An 18,908-nucleotide genomic window follows, 5' to 3' on the forward strand; every position below is an offset into this window, starting at 1 on the left:
GAATGAGAGTATAAGAAAAGGAGGAGAACAAATGCTGCATACAGTAATCTTAAAGAATAACTACCAAGATTCCATTAACTTAATGCTGCTGACGAATACGATCAATGATCTAGGCGATGTCGAAATGAGTCAAATCATGATGGGGACGGATGCAAACAAAGACATATTAAATAACACTGGCTTGCTTTCTGAAGAGGCTGAAGGTGCTTCACCCAACGATATGATGATCGTAGTCGATAGCCAAAACGAACAGATCATGGATCAAGTAATGCCAGCGATCGATTCATTTTTAGCTGATCTTTCAGCAAAAGATCAAGGCAAAGAAACGCCAGCGGCGGCTTCATGGCAAGAAGCCTTGAGCGCAATGCCGGATGCCAATGTTGCATTATTTAGTATTCCTGGGGAATATGGCGCAGCCGAGATGGAAAAAGCCTTGAAAAATGACTTGCATGTTTTCTCGTTTACGGACAATGTCGCTATCGAAGATGAAGTGCGTTTGAAAAAGCTGGCTCATGAAAAAGGCTTATTGATGATGGGGCCAGACTGTGGGACCGGTATTATTTCCAGCATTCCGATTGCCTTCACGAATGTCGTGGCACCAGGAAACATCGGCGTCGTTGGTGCCTCTGGTACGGGGATTCAAGAAGTGACGACGATCATTGACCGATTAGGCGGTGGTGTCGTTCATGCCATTGGGACCGGCGGACGTGACTTAAGCGACAAAGTTGGGGCGATCACTGTCAAAGATGCCATCGTTGCTTTAGAAAATCATGAACCGACAGATGTGATTTGCGTGATTTCGAAACCACCTGCAAAAGAAGTGCGGGATGAAGTCGTTCAATTGCTGCAAAGTATCAGCAAACCTGTGGTAGCGATTTTCTTAGGAGAAAAACCAGAAGCCCATGAAGGAAAAGTCTATTTGGCACATACTCTGGAAGAAACAGCGCGCATCGCTGTTGATCTTGCCAATGAAGAACCCGTCAAAGCGAACTATTTTGAACGCGTGGCAACCCCAGATGTGCCCAAACTCGCTGAAGACAAAGTGGTCAAAGGTCTTTATTCTGGCGGTACATTAGCTGCCGAAGCAGGAATGCTGATCTCCGAAGCCTTGAATCTAGAAGGCCTTGTAAAACAAGAAGGCTATATCTTGCATTCCCACGGCTATGATGTGATCGACCTTGGTGATGATATCTATACCCAAGGCAAACCGCACCCAATGATCGATCCTGAAGTGCGCATCAAAAAAATCGAAGACTATGCGCAAGATGAGCAAACCGGGGTCATTTTATTTGATGTGGTGTTAGGTTACGGCGCACATGCAGATATGGTAGGAGCTTTGTTACCAGCCATCGAAGCTGCACAGCAAACAGCCCAAGCAGCCGATCGCGCGTTGTACTTTGTTGCTACCGTCTGCGGAACTGAAAAAGATCCGCAAAACTATCAAGAAGCAGTCAACCGTTTGAAAGCAGCTGGCGTCTATGTGGCACCAAGCAATGCTCAAGCAGTGCAATTAGCCCTCGCCTTAAAAGGGGCGACTCTTTCTGAAGCAGACAAAGCGGTCAATGACTATACTGGTAGCAAAGTTGAGGTGCCGACAGTTAGCGAGAAAGTGATGGAGCTGTTGACCACCAAACCACGGATCATCAATGTTGGCTTGCAAAGCTTCAATGAATCGATCCTGCAATATGGCGGGAAAACAGAACAATTTAACTGGCGTCCTCGTGCCAACGGCAACAAGAAAATGATCCGTATTTTAGACGCGTTAGAAGAATTTGACGAAAAAATCACAGCTGAAAACCAAGCAGTGACGGATAAAATCAAAAATGCCCAACCATTCTTGATTGATGTCGTTCCAGCTAAATCAGTGATCGCTGAATTAAACGAAAGCCAGAAAACCTTGCTGCATGCAGGACCGCCGATCCAATGGTCGGAAATGACGGGACCGATGCAAGGGTCTTGTATCGGCGCTGCCTTGTTTGAACGCTGGGCGAAGGATGAAGACGAAGCTCGCCGCTTACTCGAAAGTGGGGAAGTCCGCTTTATGCCATGTCACCATGTCCAGGCAGTTGGACCAATGGGGGGAATCACTTCTGGGAATATGCCTGTCTTTGTGGTTGAAAACCGCCTTGTCGGCAACAAAGCCTACTGTATTTTGAACGAAGGGATCGGTAAAGTCTTACGATTTGGTGCCTATTCACAAGAAGTCATCGATCGTTTGGATTGGATCAAAGACGTCTTAGGACCAACCATTGCCAAGGCATTGCAATTAACAGAAGAAGGCATCAACTTGAATGTATTGATTGCCCGGTCGATCACAATGGGGGATGAATTCCATCAACGAAATATTGCAGCATCATTGAACTTTTTGAAAGAAATCGCGCCGTTGATCATCCAAACAGAGATCGATGAAAAGCAAAAATATGAAGTGATCAAGTTCTTAGCAGATACCGATCAGTTCTTCTTGAATATCATGATGGCAACTGGCAAAGCCATCGTTGAAAGTGCCCGTGTCGATGCCAAAGGAACGATCGTGACCACCATGACGAGAAACGGTGTTAACTTTGGGGTTCGTGTCGCCCAAACAGAAGACCAATGGCATACTGCACCAGTCAATACGCCGAAAGGTTTGTACTTTACTGGGTTTACCGAAGCAGATGGCAATCCCGATATTGGGGACAGTGCCATTACTGAAACCGTCGGTGTCGGAGCAATGGCAATGGTAGCCGCACCAGGGGTAACACGCTTTGTCGGCGCTGGTGGTTTTGAAGATGCGCTAGAAACTTCCAATGAAATGGCAAAAATCTGTTTCGGTCATAATCCGACCTTCTCGATCCCAACATGGGATTTCCAAGGGACTTGTTTGGGGATCGACATCCGCAAAGTCGTTGAAACAGGCATCACCCCAATCATTAATACTGGGATCGCCCATAAAGAAGCAGGTGTCGGTCAAGTCGGCGCAGGCACGGTGCGTGCACCGTTAGGCTGTTTTGAAAATGCCTTGACGGCTTATGCGAAGGATCTGGGGATCGATGTTGACTGAGAAAATCAAAATCAGTGATTATCTAGACCCACTGCAACGATTCGGTCGTACCGGTCGGGTGCATAGCGTGTTTGATCGTTCATTCAATGTGATGATCGGGCAGCAGCTGGTCAATATCAACAACTATCGCAACTATTTGACTGGCTTCGGGGTCTTTTTACCCAATGCATTGTTTGAACAAGTCTTGCCTTTGATCGAAGTCGGCAATCGCGTGCAAGTCCGAGAGCATGGTCTGACCTTTTACAGCACAAAAGGAACATTTTCTCTTTCATTAGAGGAGAAAGAATTGGTTTCGCTGCAGGTGAAGGAGTTATCCTTCACCTCTGCGGAATTGCAGCTTTTGAAAGAAATACTGCTTCAGCAAGAACTAGAAACCAAGATTGGGTTGCCAGAAGATGAGAAAACCCAAGCAGTGTTTGCGGCATTGCGGCAGCCTGTCTCAGATTGGGAACCAATCATTGACCACCTGATTGGCCGCGGCAAAGGATTGACACCTAGCGGCGATGATCTTCTCGTTGCCTATCAAGCGATGCTCTATGCCTTGCAGCAGCCAGAAGCCGAAACGTTAGCGCAAGCATTGGCAAAACCGCTGTCTACGACGGATGTCAGCCTTGCATATATTCAAAGTGCCAGTCAAGGGTATGTCAATTCGGTAATGCTGCAATTATTCCAAGACGTAAAAAGTAAAAAACCGCAGGTGCTGGAAAACGATGTGCAGCAGCTGATGTCCATCGGTCATTCGTCAGGCAAAGATCTTAGCTTTGGGTTGTTGTTAGCGTTGGAGTCATTGTCACTTGAGGAGAAAGAATAGAAAAGGGGAGAAATCATGGAAATCAGTAACCAGAAAGATGCGGTCAAAGTAAGCAATTCTTACTGGAAAAAAGTCGTTGCTATTTTCTTTGTCGGCTGGATTTTAATGTACGCCACACGGACGATCTTCAATCCAATCATGGGTGTGATCGGTGAAGAATTCAATTTAAGTAACACACAACTAGGACTTGCCAATAGTATTTTCTTTTTGACTTATGCCGTTGCGCAAATTCCTTTTGGGATCATCGGCGACAAAATCGGTCGCAAATTAGTGATCGCTCTAGGCTTTGTTTTATTGGCGGTGACTACGTACTTCAGTGGGCTAGCCACAAGCTTTGTTTTGTTTTTAGTGATTCGTGCCATTGCAGGGATTGGTCAAGGTGCCTATTACGGTCCGCAATACGCATTGTCTACCGAAGCGATTCCCGACAACAAACGAACCGTCGGAAATGCCATTATCAACAGTGGGATGGCGTTTGGAACGTCTGGCGGGTACTTGCTTTCTAGTAAATTAGTCTTGGATAACGGGGGCCATTGGAGCCAACCCTTCTTCCTAATGGCAATTCCGACCTTGATCGTTGGTGTCTTGTTCTATTTTGTTTTGAAAGAAAAAGTGATTCGTCCAGAAGATGAAGGACAAGAAATAAAAGAAGAAGGGCCAAAAGAAAAGATTTCCTTGAAGCAGATTTTTTCAAACCGCAATCTCGTGGCAGCCTTTGTTCTTTGCTTTACCAGCATTTATGCAAACTTTGTAATCATTACTTGGTTGCCGCAATTCTTGATTGCCGAGCGTGGCTTTGAAGGGGCGAGTGTCGGCTTTATTGCTTCCTTAGTCCCATGGGCATCGATTCCAGGTGCGTTGATTTTTGCTCGATTGAATGATAAAACAGGCGCAACGAAAAAATTAGTCTATTTATTGGTCCCATTGGCGACCCTTTCCGTATTTGCCATTGCCTTTGTAACGGATCGTACCTTACTGATCACTGTTTTGATTTTGTATGGATTGACTGGCAAGCTGGCGCTTGATCCAATCGTCGTGACCTTTGTGACGAAAAACGCACCAAAAGGCGCCTTAGGAACGACCTTGAGTGCCTATAACTTTATCGGGATGTCGGGGTCGATCTTAGCACCTTATGTTACTGGCTTTTTAGCCGATTCTTTAGGATCGATGCAGGTCGGGTTTTACCTGTCTTGTCTATTACTGCTGATCGGATTAGGTGTTTTTGCCGTATTAGCAAAGGAAAATCAGAAGGAGAGCATAAAATGAGTTTGAATGTGATCGCGTTAGGCGGTAATGCTATTTTAGATAAAGACCCCAGTGATGAAGGACAAAAAGCAGTTGTTGCGCAAGCAGCACGTTATATTGCCGATTTTGTCGAAAAAGGGGAAAAAGTCATTGTTTGTCACGGCAATGGACCACAAGTCGGCAACTTGCTGTTGCAGCAAAAAGCCGGGGAAAGTGAAAAAAATCCCCAATTGAAATTAGACAGCTGCGTAGCGATGACCCAAGGAAGTATCGGTTATTGGCTGCAAAATGCCTTGATCAATGAGTTTGCCACACGTCAAGCACATCCATCGGTGATCTCATTAGTCACCCAAGTTCGTGTCGATCCAGCAGATCCATCGTTTGAGAGACCTTCCAAACCAGTCGGACCTTTTTATAGTGAAGAGGAATCCAATGCTGCGATGGCAGCCAATGGCGGGGTGTATCAAGAAGACGCTGGGCGTGGTTACCGCAAAGTGGTTCCATCGCCGAAACCGCAAGAAATTGTTGAAAAAGAAGCCATCAAAACATTGGTCGATGCAGGTGTGATCACGATTTGTGCCGGTGGCGGTGGCGTACCTGTCGTTCGCAACGATAATGGGTTTACTGGCGTGGAAGCCGTCAACGACAAAGACTTTACCGCCAGTGTCTTAGCAAAAGATGTGCAGGCCGATCGCCTGATCATTTTGACCGGTGTCGACAATATCTACATCAATTACAATCAGCCGAATCAGCAAGCCTTAGGGGAAATCAGTGTGGCACAAGCCAAGGGCTACATCGAGGAAGGCCATTTTGCAGCGGGAAGTATGTTGCCAAAAATAGAAGCTGCGATTGATTTTGTTGAAGAAGATGCAGCCAGAACCGCGATTATTACCTCAATCGAAAAGTTAGCTGAACTAGATCAGCATACAGGAACCATACTTCGAAAATAAAGAGGGGATCAAAGTGAAAGCAAAAAAACTACCGATGGTGACGCAGATCGTTATTGCCGTTCTTCTAGGGATTCTTTGCGGTTTGTTCTTTGGGCAAGCCGCTTCATTCCTAAAAATCTTGGGCGATCTTTTCTTGCGTCTGATGCAAATGGCGATCCCGTTATTGATCGTTGGACAAATCATTCAAGCAGTTGGGGGGATTGCCCCGAAAGAACTCACTCGTTTGGGTGGAAAAACGATCGCTGTCTTTGGGATTTCCTCCTTATTCGCTGCTGCATGGGGCGTGCTGATGGCGCTCTTCTTTGCTCCAGGCAAAGGGATCGACTTTTCACAAGCTGCCGGCGAACCTCTGCAAGCACAAGAAATTTCTATATCAGAGACAGTGATCAACTTTATTCCCACGAATATTTTCGATGCGTTGAGTAAAGGGTCAATTATTCAAATCATCGTTTTTGGGTTGTTCTTTGGTGTTGCCCTCAATCGCTTTATGCAAAAGAAACCTGAGTCATCTCTTTATGGGCTGATCGTGGATCTGAATGAGGTCGTCATTGCCATCATTCGTTACGTGATGATCGTGGCACCAATCGGTATTTTTGCATTGATCGCTTCAACGATCAGCTCCCTGGGCTTGCAGATCATTTTGCCATTAGGCAGCTATTTGCTCGTCTACGGTCTAGCCACCGTCACGTTCCTTGGGCTGTGGCTAGTCTTATTGACCGTGTATTGTCGGATCAATCCGTTACGATTGATCAAAAATATGAAGAATATGTCGGTCATGGCATTGGCGACAACCTCCTCTGCCATCACGCTGCCGATCGCTATGGAAGAATCCCAGAACAAATTAGGACTCAGTAGCCGCATCACCAATTTGGTATTGCCATTGGGCATGTCTTTGAACAGCAATGGGTCAGCGATGCATATGGCGATTACCGTCATGACAATCGCCCAAATGTATCAAATCAACTTTGACGGGATCCAAATGGTGACGGTAGCTGTAACTGCGACTTTCGTTTCTTTAGCCAATGCAGTTGTTCCCGGAGCGGGGTTAGTTTCCTTGGCAATCATCGTTCCCCAGCTTGGTTTACCAATCGAAAGCATTGCGCTATTTGCTGGTGTCGAATGGTTTGTTGGCATGCTGCGGACAATTTTGAACGTGAACTCAGACGTCTATTCAGCGCTGCTGATCGCTAAGTCAGCCGATGAACTGGATTATCGCGTGTTTAATCAATAAGAGAAGCCGTTGCCAAGCGTGCTTCTCTTTTTCTAAGGAGGAGAAAAGATGGAAGAAATGAGCAGACGTTCTCTGCTGGAATTAGAAGCATTGATGAAAAAGAAACTATTGGCTGCTGGTTTGCCAGAAGCCGCTGCCAGTGAAACAGCGGCGCATTTGACCTTTGCGGATGCTTGCGGGATCCATTCTCATGGTGCCGTGCGGATGGACTACTATGCCGAGCGTTTAGTAAAAGGTGGCATCACGCTGGAACCAAACATGTCTTTTGAAAAAACAGGCGCCGCTACCGGAATTTTCCACGGAGATAACGGCATGGGGCATTATGTGTGCAATGAAGCGATGGCGATCGCCATTCATCTGGCAAAAGAAGCCGGGATCGCTGCAGTAGGAATCGAGCAGACCAGCCATAGCGGGACGATGGCGTATTACGTCAAACAGGCTGCTGAAGCCGACTTAGTAGCGATCGCCATGTGTCAATCGGATCCGATGGCGGTGCCTTTTGGTGGGACCGAAAACTATTTTGGCACCAATCCAATCGCGTTTGCTGCACCACGAGCCAATCATCCACCGGTGGTTTTTGATATGGCGACGACGGTTCAAGCGTGGGGCAAAATTTTGGATGCTCGCTCGAAGAAGCAGCAGATCCCCGATACTTGGGCAGTAGACGAGCATGGCTTGCCTACCACCGATCCCTATGCTGTCCAAGGATTATTGCCAATCGCTGGTGCTAAAGGATATGGCTTGATGATGATGGTGGATATTTTAGCTGGCTCGATGCTAGGCTTGGCTTTTGGTAAACAGGTCACCTCCATGTATGCGGACTTGACGGAAAAACGCCGCTTAGGACAATTCCTTCTTGTGATCGATCCATCTCGTTTTACCAACACCGAAACCTTCAAGCAAAGCATCGATCAGATGGTGACTGAGCTGCATGCAATCCCGCCAGTAGAAGGGCAATCACAAGTCTACTATCCTGGAGAGATCAGCCAAATACACTTTGAAAAAGCCCAGCAAGAAGGGGTCATAATCCCCAAAGCGATCATCGATTATCTCGAAAGCGAAACCCTCCATTTTGATCGCTATGGTAGTCAAGATTCCTTTGCTAAATAAAAATCCGCAAAAGGCAGTTGGTTCAGAGGGGGATTGAACCAATTGTTTTTTTGCTGTGTGGAGCAAAGAGAAGTTTTCAGTCAGAAAATCGCACATTATTGGAAAGATTAGACGAATTCTTTGAGTTGGTTCATTTTGTTCAAAGCATTTCTTAAGCCATTCGACCTTTGATTGCTTGTTTTTTGTAATGTGGTAGAATAGGTCGCATAAGGTAAGATCACTCAAGAAATGAGAGAAAAGCGAGGATGCAACGTGGCAATGAATAAAGTGGTTCTTACTGGGAAAATCGCAGAGATGCCTAGTAAAGAAGCGTTTGATGCGGCGGACGATCAGGGCGTACGTTTTGATCTTGTCATTGTGTCTCAATGGCAAAACAGTGAAGAAGTGCACCATGAATGGTTTGCTTGCGTCATTCATGGAAAACAGGCAGAGACCTTTTTACGGTATACTCAAAAAGGGGCAAGTATCAAAATCAATGGACACTTGCAAGGCTGTCCTTATGAAACACCAGAAGGTCAGAGACTTTGTGCGGCAGAAGTGGTGGTGGATAGCTTCCAAATCATAGAGTTGGCAGAAGAACCAGCGGCGCCTTTTCCTAAAACGCGGCCATCGACACTTGATGAAACGACGCAAACAAAGTCGATCCGTAATGAAAAAGATCCCCTAAAAACACAAATGCTGGAGTTTTTAAAAGACAATCGATTATTTTAATGACGAAACATGCGGAAAGCAACGGCTTCTCGCATGTTTTTTTACGTAGAGAAAGCATTGGCAAAATTCAACTATATCTGACTAGCGGTGTTCTTTATTGCTTATCAAAGAGGGGGTTAAATAGAATGGTGATTGTAATAAATGATCGCGAAAGTGAAAATAGTGTTTCACAAAAAGTGCGGATTGGTTTAGAATAGTTGAAACATATCTTGAGGAAAAGAGCGGCGCTTGCCTTGTTCAAATGCTAGATACCGCTTTTTTCTTAAAAAATCGTTAATCAGGGAGGGAAGTCGATGGGCAAACCAATTATAGGGATCGCTGCGAATGAAGTGCAAGATGCTGGCGATGTGCTGCATCATTTGCCGATCGCCTACACACCATTAGGGTATGTGCGAGCGATCCAGCAAGCGGGCGGACTGCCATTGCTCGTGCCAATCAGTGAGCCAGCTGCAGCCAAGGACTATGTTTCACAGATCGATAAACTGGTATTAGCTGGTGGACAAGATATTTCACCCAAGTTTTATGGGCAGGAGGCCCATCAGGCAACTGGAAGCGGCTTGTTGGCACGGGATGAGTTTGAACTAGCGCTGATCGATGAAGCGCTGCTGCAAAAGAAACCAATTTTTGCGGTTTGTCGGGGAATGCAGCTGGTCAACGTGGCATTCGGTGGCACGCTGCAGCAAGACATCAGTACCTTCAGTGAGATCATTCATATGCAGGCGCCGATTCCGAAAGAAGTGCCGACCCATGCCATCGTGACGGCTGAAAAAAGCATGTTGGCTCGTGTTTACGGTCAAAAAACAAAGGTTAATTCCTTTCATCATCAAGCGGTGGATCGATTGGCTCGTCCATTGCAAAAGACAGCTTGGAGTCCTGATGGCATCATTGAAGGCATTGAACACGTGGGTCAGCGCTTGTTGGCGGTTCAATGGCATCCTGATTTTGCCTATGATGCGCTTATACAAGAACAAGCGGTTTTCAAGTATGTCGTTGACGTATTGTAAGAAAGAGGGTCACGCAAGGAGGAGAAAAATGAAAAAGAAAATGATGGGTATCACTGCTTTCACAGTATTGGTTTTAAGTGCCTGCAGTACCACGAGCCCCACGACGGATTCTGGACAGCAAGAGGAGCAAGGAGCCGTTGCGCAAGAAATTCAAGTGTCAACCGCTGGCGCCTTATCAACCCTTGATAGCGGACAATACACGGATGTCAATAGTTCCGATATGATCGGACAAGTGGCAGAAGGGTTATACCGTCTGGATCAAGAGGGGGATCCTGAGCTTGCGATGGCCGCTGAAGAGCCTACGGTATCAGAAGACGGACTGGTTTATACCTTCACCATTCGTGATGCAAAATGGAGCAATGGCGATCCTGTTACTGCGGATGATTTTGTCTACGCCTTTCAATATGTTGCTAATCCAGAGAATGGTTCTAGTAGCAGTAATCAAATGGATGTGTTGAAAAATGGCAGTCAAGTGCGTCAAGGGGACGCTGAGGTGAGTGAGTTAGGTGCAAAAGCATTGGACCAGCAGACGTTAGAGCTGACATTGGCAAGTCCAATCTCGTATCTGGATCAAATTTTGGTCGGGACACCTTTTGTGCCAAAAAATCAAGCGTTTGCTGAAGAAAAAGGTGCCGATTATGGGTTATCAGCGGAAAATTTTGTTGGCAACGGCCCATTCTTGATCGAAGGGTGGAACGGAACCAATGAATCATGGACGTTAACGAAAAATCCTGATTATTGGGATGCTGAGAATGTCCAATTGACCAAGATCGACGTGCAAGTAGTGAAGGAAACGGCAACTGGTGTCAGCCTTTTTGAAACAGGAGAACTGGACTACACCACCTTAACGGATACGTACGCGCAGCAATACCAAAACTCAGCTCAAGCCAACTATGTGCCAAAGGCGCTGGTGGGGTATTTAAGTGCCAACCAAAAACGAGAAGTCACAGGCAATGTCAAGGTACGTCAGGCGATTTTACAAGCCATCGACAAAGAGGCATTTGCTGAAAATATCTTAGGCGATGGATCCACTGCATTGAACGGCTTTGTGCCAAGCAACTTTGCCAAAGATCCTGAAACAGACCAAGATTTTCGTGAAGAAAATGGCGATTTACTGCCGTATGATCTAACAGCCGCACAAGCGCTTTGGGCACAAGCCAAAGAAGAGTTGGGACAAGACGAGATCACTTTGGAACTGTTGTCAGCAGATACAGCAGCAGCCAAGAAAACCATCGAATTTGTCCAAGGACAGTTAGAAACCAATTTGCCTGGATTAACCATCGATGCCAAGTCGATTCCTTTACAAAACCGCTTGGACTTGCAATCCCAAGGTGAATTTGATCTCGTCTTCGGGACTTGGACACCAGATTACGCGGACCCGATCAACTTCTTAGAATTTTATGATTCGACAGGTGGCTTGAATACCTCTGGGTATGCTAGTGAAAGGTACGACCAAGGGTTACAAGAAGCACGGACGACTTTAGCAAACGACCCAGCTGCCCGTTGGGACTTATTGAAAGAACTCGAGAAACAATTGATCGTTGAAGATACAGCCGTCTTGCCGTTATATCAAGGAGCGGTAGCGTATTTGAAAACAGATCGTTTGCAAGGGGTGCAAGTGTTTCCTTTTGGACGAACAGTATCCTATCGCCTAGCATCTGTCACAGAATAAACAGGCAGTAAGAAAACAGAGGAACTTTTTTCAACCAAGTGTGCTGACCAAACAACGCTTGTTGAAGAGAGGGGCATCTGTTTTTTTATTTTGCCAGATTCCTTGCAACGCTTAGGATAAACCGAGAATTCGTTTTCAAAAAATAGTTGTTAAAAAGCGAAAAATTGAGAAACGCCTTTTTAGAAAAGTCAATCTTTTTGAAAAAAAATTAATAAAAGTTGTTGCATTCTCAGAAACTTATCTGTAAAGTGTTAGGTGTAGTCAGCATAATAAAAAAGAGAAGGAGGGATTACGATGCAAAAAGTATTTGATAAAAAAACAACCAAATTGAATAAAGTGAATCCCTCATTCGGTAACCATTAGTGTACAGATAATGTCTATAATAACGACGTTTATGCTCTGTCCTTTTTCCGAAGGGACAGAGCTTTTTTGTGTACTTTTTTAGAATGTGAGGGATAAAACATGAAGTATGTATTAAAACAATTAACAACGTATTTTAAAGAACATAAGGTGCGCTATACCTTTGTATTCGTCTTTATGGTGATCGCTAGTGCGATGTATGTTGCACCGATCTATATTCTGCGCTTGTTCATCGATGCGTTGATTCAAGATAATTTTGATTACTCCGTACTGATCCAATATGTGAGTCTCTTCGCGGGAGCTATCTTGTTAGGATATTTGGCGGAATTTGTTTGGACGTTTAATTTATTTATTGGTTCCTACGATTTGCAAAAACAATTACGGGAACAATTGATGAGCCACTTTCTCAAAATGGGGGCGCCGTTTTACCATCGTTTCCGAACAGGTGATTTAATGACCCGTTCCAGTGACGATGTCCAAGTGATGGGGATGACCGTTGGGTATGGTCTGATGGTTTTCTTAAATACTAGTTTGTATCTAAGCTTTATCGTAGCGATGATGGCTGGGACGGTTTCTTGGTTATTGACCTTGATTGCCTTGATTCCAATGCCGCTTTTAGCCTATTACATTTTCAAATGGGGCTCGCAAGTCGATAAGGCGTTTACGGAAGCGCAGAATTCTGTTTCTGAGATGAACAGTGAAGTGCTGGAGATCATTGATGGCATTCGGGTCGTCCGAGCTTATGGACTAGAAGGAGCCACCACGGAACAGTTTCAAAAGAAAACACTGGAAACACGAGCGAAAAACAATATCGTTTCTGAGATCGATTCCCGTTTTGGGCCGCTGATTACCATCATCTTAGCAATCAGTTTTGTGATGAGCTTTGGTGTCGGGGCGTTTCTTGTTGCCAACCAAACGATCACCATCGGTGCGATGGTCTCTTTCCAAGTGTACTTGACAATGGTCGTTTGGCCGATGATCTCAGCAGGAGATCTTGTGAATGTGATGCAGCAAGGTGCCGCATCCTGGCGTCGAATCAATGAAGTGCTGCAGACGGGGGATGAATTAGAAACGCCAGGTGAAGCCGACCTGCAAGCCATCAATACGATCCGTTTTGAAGCATATCATTTCCAATACCCGCAAGCAGCTCGTTATGTGTTAGAAGGACTGGATTTGACGATCACTCGTGGAGAAGTCTTAGGGATCGTTGGGAAGACCGGCAGCGGAAAAACGACGCTGCTAAGACAATTCGGTCACCGCTATCCATACTCTGATCAAGTCCCCTTGATCAACGAGCAGCCGTTGACGGCCTATCAAACAACAGTAGTGCGCAACCACTTTGCAGAAGTACCGCAAGAACATACCTTGTTTTCACGAACGATTCGCGAGAACTTGTTATTCGGACAACCAGACGCTTCCGAAGAAGTATTGTGGGAAGCACTGGAAGCTGCTTGCTTTAGCGAAGACATCAAGCGGATGCCAGAAGGGCTCGAAACGGTCGTCGGTGAGAAAGGCGTTTCCCTTTCTGGTGGACAAAAACAACGCTTGTCCTTAGCACGGGCGTTTTTACGAAACAGTGAAGTTCTCTTACTGGATGATGCCCTTTCGGCAGTTGATGCCAAAACGGAACAAGCCATCATCACGAATTTGAAAACGATGAAGCAGGCACCGACCTCCATCATCGTGACCCATCGATTGTCCGCCATCACCGAAGCGGATCAAATCATCGTCTTAGAAGACGGACGGATCACACAGCGTGGTACCCATCAGGAGTTGATCGAAACGCCAGGCTGGTACCAAGAGCAGTATTATCATCAACAGTTAAAGGAGGACGATACGAGTGTTCTCAACGATTAAACGTTTGCTCACGTATTTGAGCTATTATAAAAAACAATTTACCGTGGGTGCGATCTTGCTGTTGCTGGCTGCCGCGCTCGAACTGACTTCACCACTGATTGCCAAGCAGCTGATCGACCGAGTGATGACACCGGCGGTTAACAGTAGCAATTTAGACACGATGCTTTTGATCCAATTACTCGCTGGGTATTTGCTGGTCAATTTGATTGGTTCCCTCTTTCGTTATATCAGCTTGCTACAATTGCGAAAAATGTCCAACAGTATCGTCAAAAAAATGCGGGATCAGCTTTTTGACCATATGCACAAATTACCGGTTTCTTACTTTGACCAGATTCCAGCCGGCAAGGTCGTCGCACGGATCACGAATGACACCGAAGTCTTGCGGTCGAATTTCTACGTGATCGTGATCAGTAATTTGTTAAGCAACATCATCCAAATCATTGGTGCGTTTATTGCATTGTTTCTTTTGAACCGTACCTTAGGAGCAGCGATGCTGATTTTGATCCCGATTTTAGGAATCTGGCAGCACTTTTATACCAAATATGCCTCTCGTTACAATTTAGCAATGCGGGAATACATCTCACAAATCAGTGGGCAGTTGAATGAATTTGTCCAAGGAATGGCGATCATCCAAGCATTCCAACGAGAAAATCAGTTGCAGAAAGAATTTAATGAAACAGTAGAGAAATGGTTCAAAACTGGACGTAAATACCTCTTACTCGATTCAAGTATCGCTTGGGGGTTAGGCAATTTGTTGCGAAATTCAACGATCTTGATTTTGATCACGACCTTGGCCGCCTTTTTCCTTGATGGCCGCTTGGCGATCTCAGCAGGCTTGCTGTATGCCTTTATTGATTACATCAACCGCCTGTATGATCCCATCGAAGGGCTTGTCCAAACCATCACCAATGTGCAGCAATCATTAGCTGCTGGACAGCGGGTCTTTGAGTTTGCTGATCAGCCGGTTGAAAAACAACAAAGTGAGCAGCTGACTGTCACGAATGGCGATGTTTCTTTCCAACAAGTGACCTTTGGCTACGACCCTGAGCAAGCAATCTTGCACGATATCAACTTTGACGTTGCCGCAGGAGAGACCATTGCTCTAGTCGGTCATACTGGTTCTGGAAAATCGAGTATTTTGAACCTGTTGTTCCGTTTTTATGATCCGCAGCACGGAAAAATCGTTGTGGATGGACAAGTGATCGCTGATTTTGATCGTCATAGTTTAAGAGAGTCAATGGCGATCGTCATGCAAGATCCCTATCTATTTACTGGAACGATCGCCAGCAACATCGGAATGAACGATCCAACGATCACCGAAGCGATGATTATCGATGCCTTGAAACAAGTCGGCGCTGACTACCTTTTGAGCCGTTATGAAAAAGGCATCCATCATCCAGTCGTTGAAAAAGGCAATGAGTTTTCTAGTGGAGAACGCCAGCTGATCAGTTTTGCCCGTGCATTGGTGTTTGATCCGAAAATCTTGATTCTGGATGAAGCGACGAGCCATGTGGACACTGAAACAGAATCCATCATTCAAAAGGCGATGACCATCTTGCAAAAAGGACGGACGACCTTTATGATCGCTCACCGTTTGTCAACGATCAAACAAGCAGATCAAATCTTGGTCTTGGATCAAGGGAAGATCGTGGAACGGGGAACCCATTCGAGTCTTGTCCAAGGGCAAGGAATCTATCAGCAAATGTATCAAATGCAGGCAGAGCAGCTGTAATCAGCGGTGATTGCCGACAATGTTAACCGTAAAAGAAAATCCTTGAGCCTCCTGCATGGGAAGTGGCTCAAGGATTTTTTATATAATGCGAAGGAGCAGCCAATCATCTATGGGGAGTTGGAAGAGGAGGCCTTCGCTTATATATCACTAGGAAAAGCTGTAAGATGATGCCGTAATTTTGCTAAGAAACGCTCGCAGATCACTGATAACGGGCGATCGTTCTTTTTAATGAGGATGATCTCACCCTCGGACGCGTCGATCAAAGGAAGAAAAGCCAAGCCTTGGCGTTCTGGTTGGGCAACGATCCCCGAGCCGGTTCCATAAAGATCCGTCTGTTGTAATAGCTGGACCATCGTGCCTCGATCGCTGACATGCACCACTTGAGGGCTTTGAGCGAAGTCGATCAAATCTTCTGAGAAGAACGAATAGCGTTCATCTTCTTGCAAAAAGCGTACTTGTGGATAAGGGGCGAGATCTCTTAAGGAAAGCTGCCTTTTTTCTGTCAAGGGATGAGCTGCTCGTAAAAAGACATGGGGGCGAAACCGTCCCAACGCCTCGAAGGACAATTGGGCGCCTTGCAGCAGTCGTTCCAATCCTGCTTGGTTTTGCTCATTCAAATAAAGGATCCCAAATTCACTTCGATATTGTTGCACGTCCGTGATCACCTTTAAGGTCGTGGTTTCTAATAAGCGAAACTGGCGGCAGTCGGGAAATTCCTGCAGCAGCTCACTGAAAATTCCAGCCGTGAAATCATAGTGCTGGCTTGCGATAGCGAAGGTTTGACTCGCTGCTTGCTTGCTGGAAAAACGCGTTTGCAGCTGCGCCACTTGACTCAAGATCGGCTGGGCATGGTCTAGAAATTCCGAGCCTTCGGCAGTCAAGCGGGCGCCTTGATTCGTACGCTCGAAAAGCTGGACCTCCAATTCTGTTTCCAACTCTTTCACGGCTTGGGAAAGACTTGGCTGCGAAAGATACAGCCGTTTGGCTGCTTCACGAAAACTTCCATGGTCAGCGATCGCTTGCACGATGCGCATTTGTTGAATATTCAATTTTTGACCTCCTTTACAAAGATTCAGACGGGGAATGGTCCACTAATCAATAGTAGTCATGTCTTTTCCTTCTATAGTAATAGAAGCTTCTTTAAAAAATACGACGACAGTTGCTGCTTATTGCTACTTGTGAAGCGGTCATTGCAATTCTTCAGGAATAAACCAATAACCCGTTTGATTCTCTTCTGCCAGCAGTTCTTTAAAGGCTTCAGAATGATAAGCTGCCACCACTGCCTGTGCCCAGTCACTATCTTTGTTGGCTTTTTTTACCGTTGCCACCAGTTCATATTCTTGCAAAATGTCTTCACTTAATAGGCTTTCCTCTGCAGCGATTCCAGCACTATAAACGATGCTGCCGGGAATCACCGCATAGTCTAAATCTGCTAAGCTGCGGGGGATTTGGGCAGAATCCATCTCGACGATGTCCAGGTCATAAGGATTGTTAGTAATGTTTCTCAAAGTCGCGGCAATGGGCGCCACTTCGGAGTCAAGCTCGATCCAGCCGGCTTTTTGTAGCAGCAACAGGGCCCGGGCACTATTTGACGGATCATTGGGGATCCCGATGGTATCGTTTGCTTCAATCGCTGTTAAACTGTCCTTTCTGCCAGGATACAAGCCGGCTGGAACGGTAGGAATTGGTGTGATACCCACTAAATCGGCATCCGTGTTTTCATTGAAGTTTTCTAAATAGGCGGTGTGCTGATCGACGTTTAAGTCGATCTCGCCATCGTTCAATGCAATGTCCGCTTCCAAGACCCCAGTAAAGCCAATATCCGTCACAGTATAGCCAGCTTCTTCTAAAATCGGTTTGATTCCTTTGAGAAACAGTTCGCTGTAAGGCCCTGGTGTCGTCCCCAATCTGATTTCTGTCTGCTGTTCCTCGGCATTTCCCGTTACTTCTTCTTGATTGCCACAACCGGCAAATAAAACTAAGGACAATAAACCAAAGCCCACACCCAATCGAATCTTTCGTTTCATAACTTTTCCTCCTTTTTTATAAAAAAAGCCTTCCCAAAGAATAGTCTTTGGGAAGGACGATCATTTCGCGGTACCACCTTCGTTTGTTTTTTGCTGAAACAAAAAACCTCAGTCAGTTCATCAAATAAACTGCATTGCGCTATCGGGCTTTCTCCGTCGGGGATTGTTCGTCCACGAATGCTCAAAGGTCATTTTCGGATCGTCTTCCTTACTCGTTTCCACCAGTTCCGAGTTCTCTTGAAAGAAAGGGGGGATCGTACTCTTCTTCTCACTGCATGTGTATGAAATTAGTAGTATCTTAGAACAAGATGAGAAAGTTGTCAATTGCTTTCGTGATAGGTGATTCCAATCACTACGCAGGTAGTAGGGGGACAAATGGACAAGGGCAAGAATAGACCTAAAAAGCAGGAAAAGCAGATGAATGGTCGAAATCGCTTAGTTGGGTTAGAATCGAAACACAAAACAAAAAAAGAGGCGAGCAAATGAAATTACTTTTGATTGGACATACCGGCACACTTGGGCAGCTTTTAGTTGAAGGCTTTCAGCAGCTACCAGAGGTGGAGCTGATCACGGCTAGCCGTAGCAGCGGCGATCATCAAGTCGAAATTGCGGATGCAGACAGTGTCAGCCAGCTATTTACAGCCACTGGGAAAGTGGATGCCATTGTTTCCGCTGCGGGAAGCACAGTGTTTAAACCCTTTGAGGAATTGACGCCAGCAGATATTCAACAGTCGGTGGCTTCGAAGCTGCAAGGACAAGTCAACCTTGCGTTGATTGGCCAGCATTTTCTCAATGAAGGTGGCAGTATCACGCTGACTTCTGGAATTATCAAAGACGAATTTATCCCAATGGGCACGCCTTCAGCACTGGTCAACGGCGGTTTAGAAGCCTTCGTGGCATCGGCAGCTTTTGAGATCGGTCAGGGGATACGAATCAATGCAGTCAGTCCCAATGCGCTTGTGGGCTCTTGGGAAACCTTCGCCGATTCTTTCAAAGGCTTTATTCCCGTTGGTGACGCACCCGTTTTTGCAGCGTATCAAAAAGCAGTCTTTGGAATCATGACTGGCAAGACCTTCACCGTTTATTAAGAAAAAGCAGAAGTAGAAAAAAACCGCCAAATCAAAGCTGACTTGGCGGTTTTTGTTCTGCTGAAAAAGA

Annotated in this window: 14 protein-coding genes and 1 other annotated feature; of the genes, 12 read left to right on the forward strand and 2 right to left on the reverse strand. The window is 45.8% G+C overall.

Features of this window, described 5'->3' with window-relative positions; translation table 11 throughout:
* Positions 1-31 precede the first annotated feature (31 nt).
* The 11 genes from fdrA (at position 32) to A5878_RS04790 (ending at position 15,723) form a co-directional block, all read left to right on the forward strand.
* On the forward strand, positions 32-3,040 hold the full coding sequence (gene fdrA, locus A5878_RS04735; RefSeq protein ID WP_086294780.1) for a DUF1116 domain-containing protein: 3,009 nt from the start codon (positions 32-34) through the stop codon (positions 3,038-3,040).
* On the forward strand, positions 3,030-3,851 hold the full coding sequence (locus A5878_RS04740; RefSeq protein WP_086294781.1) for a DUF2877 domain-containing protein: 822 nt from the start codon (positions 3,030-3,032) through the stop codon (positions 3,849-3,851). Before fdrA ends, A5878_RS04740 begins: the two co-directional genes overlap by 11 nt.
* Before the next feature lie 15 nt (positions 3,852-3,866).
* Complete coding sequence (locus A5878_RS04745; protein WP_005225376.1) at positions 3,867-5,117, forward strand: MFS transporter; 1,251 nt, start codon at positions 3,867-3,869, stop codon at positions 5,115-5,117.
* Positions 5,114-6,046, forward strand: coding sequence for a carbamate kinase (gene arcC / locus A5878_RS04750; RefSeq protein WP_074534917.1), 933 nt, complete (start codon positions 5,114-5,116; stop codon positions 6,044-6,046). The genes A5878_RS04745 and arcC overlap by 4 nt, the downstream gene beginning before the upstream one ends.
* Before the next feature lie 13 nt (positions 6,047-6,059).
* Positions 6,060-7,277 (forward strand): dicarboxylate/amino acid:cation symporter, encoded by a 1,218-nt coding sequence (locus A5878_RS04755; protein WP_081343838.1) that lies wholly within the window; start codon positions 6,060-6,062, stop codon positions 7,275-7,277.
* A 48-nt stretch (positions 7,278-7,325) separates the two neighbouring features.
* The gene (gene allD / locus A5878_RS04760; protein WP_074534918.1) at positions 7,326-8,387 is read left to right on the forward strand and encodes an ureidoglycolate dehydrogenase; all 1,062 of its coding nucleotides are present in this window, start codon (positions 7,326-7,328) and stop codon (positions 8,385-8,387) included.
* A 228-nt stretch (positions 8,388-8,615) separates the two neighbouring features.
* Positions 8,616-9,098 (forward strand): single-stranded DNA-binding protein, encoded by a 483-nt coding sequence (gene ssb / locus A5878_RS04765; protein ID WP_074534919.1) that lies wholly within the window; start codon positions 8,616-8,618, stop codon positions 9,096-9,098.
* Positions 9,099-9,391: 293 nt separating this feature from the next.
* Complete coding sequence (locus tag A5878_RS04775) at positions 9,392-10,102, forward strand: gamma-glutamyl-gamma-aminobutyrate hydrolase family protein (protein WP_074534920.1); 711 nt, start codon at positions 9,392-9,394, stop codon at positions 10,100-10,102.
* A gap of 28 nt (positions 10,103-10,130) precedes the next feature.
* Positions 10,131-11,774 carry a peptide ABC transporter substrate-binding protein gene (locus A5878_RS04780; protein WP_074534921.1) on the forward strand — a complete coding sequence of 548 codons (1,644 nt, stop codon included), beginning with the start codon at positions 10,131-10,133 and terminating at the stop codon, positions 11,772-11,774.
* Between the two features lie 462 nt (positions 11,775-12,236).
* A complete protein-coding gene (locus A5878_RS04785; protein ID WP_086294782.1) occupies positions 12,237-13,991 on the forward strand; it encodes an ABC transporter ATP-binding protein in 1,755 nt (584 codons plus the stop codon).
* A complete protein-coding gene (locus tag A5878_RS04790) occupies positions 13,975-15,723 on the forward strand; it encodes an ABC transporter ATP-binding protein (RefSeq protein WP_086294783.1) in 1,749 nt (582 codons plus the stop codon). Before A5878_RS04785 ends, A5878_RS04790 begins: the two co-directional genes overlap by 17 nt.
* 137 nt (positions 15,724-15,860) lie before the next feature.
* Here A5878_RS04790 and A5878_RS04795 read toward each other — a convergent pair whose 3' ends face one another.
* The gene (locus A5878_RS04795) at positions 15,861-16,772 is read right to left on the reverse strand and encodes a LysR family transcriptional regulator (RefSeq protein WP_086294784.1); all 912 of its coding nucleotides are present in this window, start codon (positions 16,770-16,772) and stop codon (positions 15,861-15,863) included.
* 138 nt (positions 16,773-16,910) lie between these two features.
* Positions 16,911-17,750: a MetQ/NlpA family ABC transporter substrate-binding protein gene (locus A5878_RS04800; RefSeq protein ID WP_086294785.1), complete on the reverse strand. Its 840-nt coding sequence runs from the start codon at positions 17,748-17,750 to the stop codon at positions 16,911-16,913.
* Between the two features lie 49 nt (positions 17,751-17,799).
* Positions 17,800-18,031: a binding site (T-box leader), on the reverse strand.
* 201 nt (positions 18,032-18,232) lie between these two features.
* On the opposite strand from A5878_RS04800, the gene A5878_RS04805 reads away from it, so the two are divergent.
* Entirely contained in the window at positions 18,233-18,838 is a 606-nt protein-coding gene (locus tag A5878_RS04805) for a short chain dehydrogenase (RefSeq protein ID WP_086294786.1), read from the forward strand.
* Positions 18,839-18,908: the final 70 nt, after the last annotated feature.

The organism is Enterococcus sp. 3G6_DIV0642 (assembly GCF_002140635.1).
Classification (GTDB): Bacteria; Bacillota; Bacilli; order Lactobacillales; family Enterococcaceae; genus Enterococcus_D; species Enterococcus_D casseliflavus.

Excerpts from the sequence above, each read along its gene's own strand:
- fdrA (WP_086294780.1), top strand. The coding sequence starts at position 32 with ATGCTGCATACAGTAATCTTAAAGAATAACTACCAAGATTCCATTAAC.
- A5878_RS04740 (WP_086294781.1), top strand. The coding sequence starts at position 3,030 with ATGTTGACTGAGAAAATCAAAATCAGTGATTATCTAGACCCACTGCAA.
- A5878_RS04745 (WP_005225376.1), top strand. The coding sequence starts at position 3,867 with ATGGAAATCAGTAACCAGAAAGATGCGGTCAAAGTAAGCAATTCTTAC.
- arcC (WP_074534917.1), top strand. The coding sequence starts at position 5,114 with ATGAGTTTGAATGTGATCGCGTTAGGCGGTAATGCTATTTTAGATAAA.
- allD (WP_074534918.1), top strand. The coding sequence starts at position 7,326 with ATGGAAGAAATGAGCAGACGTTCTCTGCTGGAATTAGAAGCATTGATG.
- ssb (WP_074534919.1), top strand. The coding sequence starts at position 8,616 with ATGAGAGAAAAGCGAGGATGCAACGTGGCAATGAATAAAGTGGTTCTT.
- A5878_RS04775 (WP_074534920.1), top strand. The coding sequence starts at position 9,392 with ATGGGCAAACCAATTATAGGGATCGCTGCGAATGAAGTGCAAGATGCT.
- A5878_RS04780 (WP_074534921.1), top strand. The coding sequence starts at position 10,131 with ATGAAAAAGAAAATGATGGGTATCACTGCTTTCACAGTATTGGTTTTA.
- A5878_RS04785 (WP_086294782.1), top strand. The coding sequence starts at position 12,237 with ATGAAGTATGTATTAAAACAATTAACAACGTATTTTAAAGAACATAAG.
- A5878_RS04800 (WP_086294785.1), bottom strand. The coding sequence starts at position 17,750 with ATGAAACGAAAGATTCGATTGGGTGTGGGCTTTGGTTTATTGTCCTTA.
- A5878_RS04805 (WP_086294786.1), top strand. The coding sequence starts at position 18,233 with ATGAAATTACTTTTGATTGGACATACCGGCACACTTGGGCAGCTTTTA.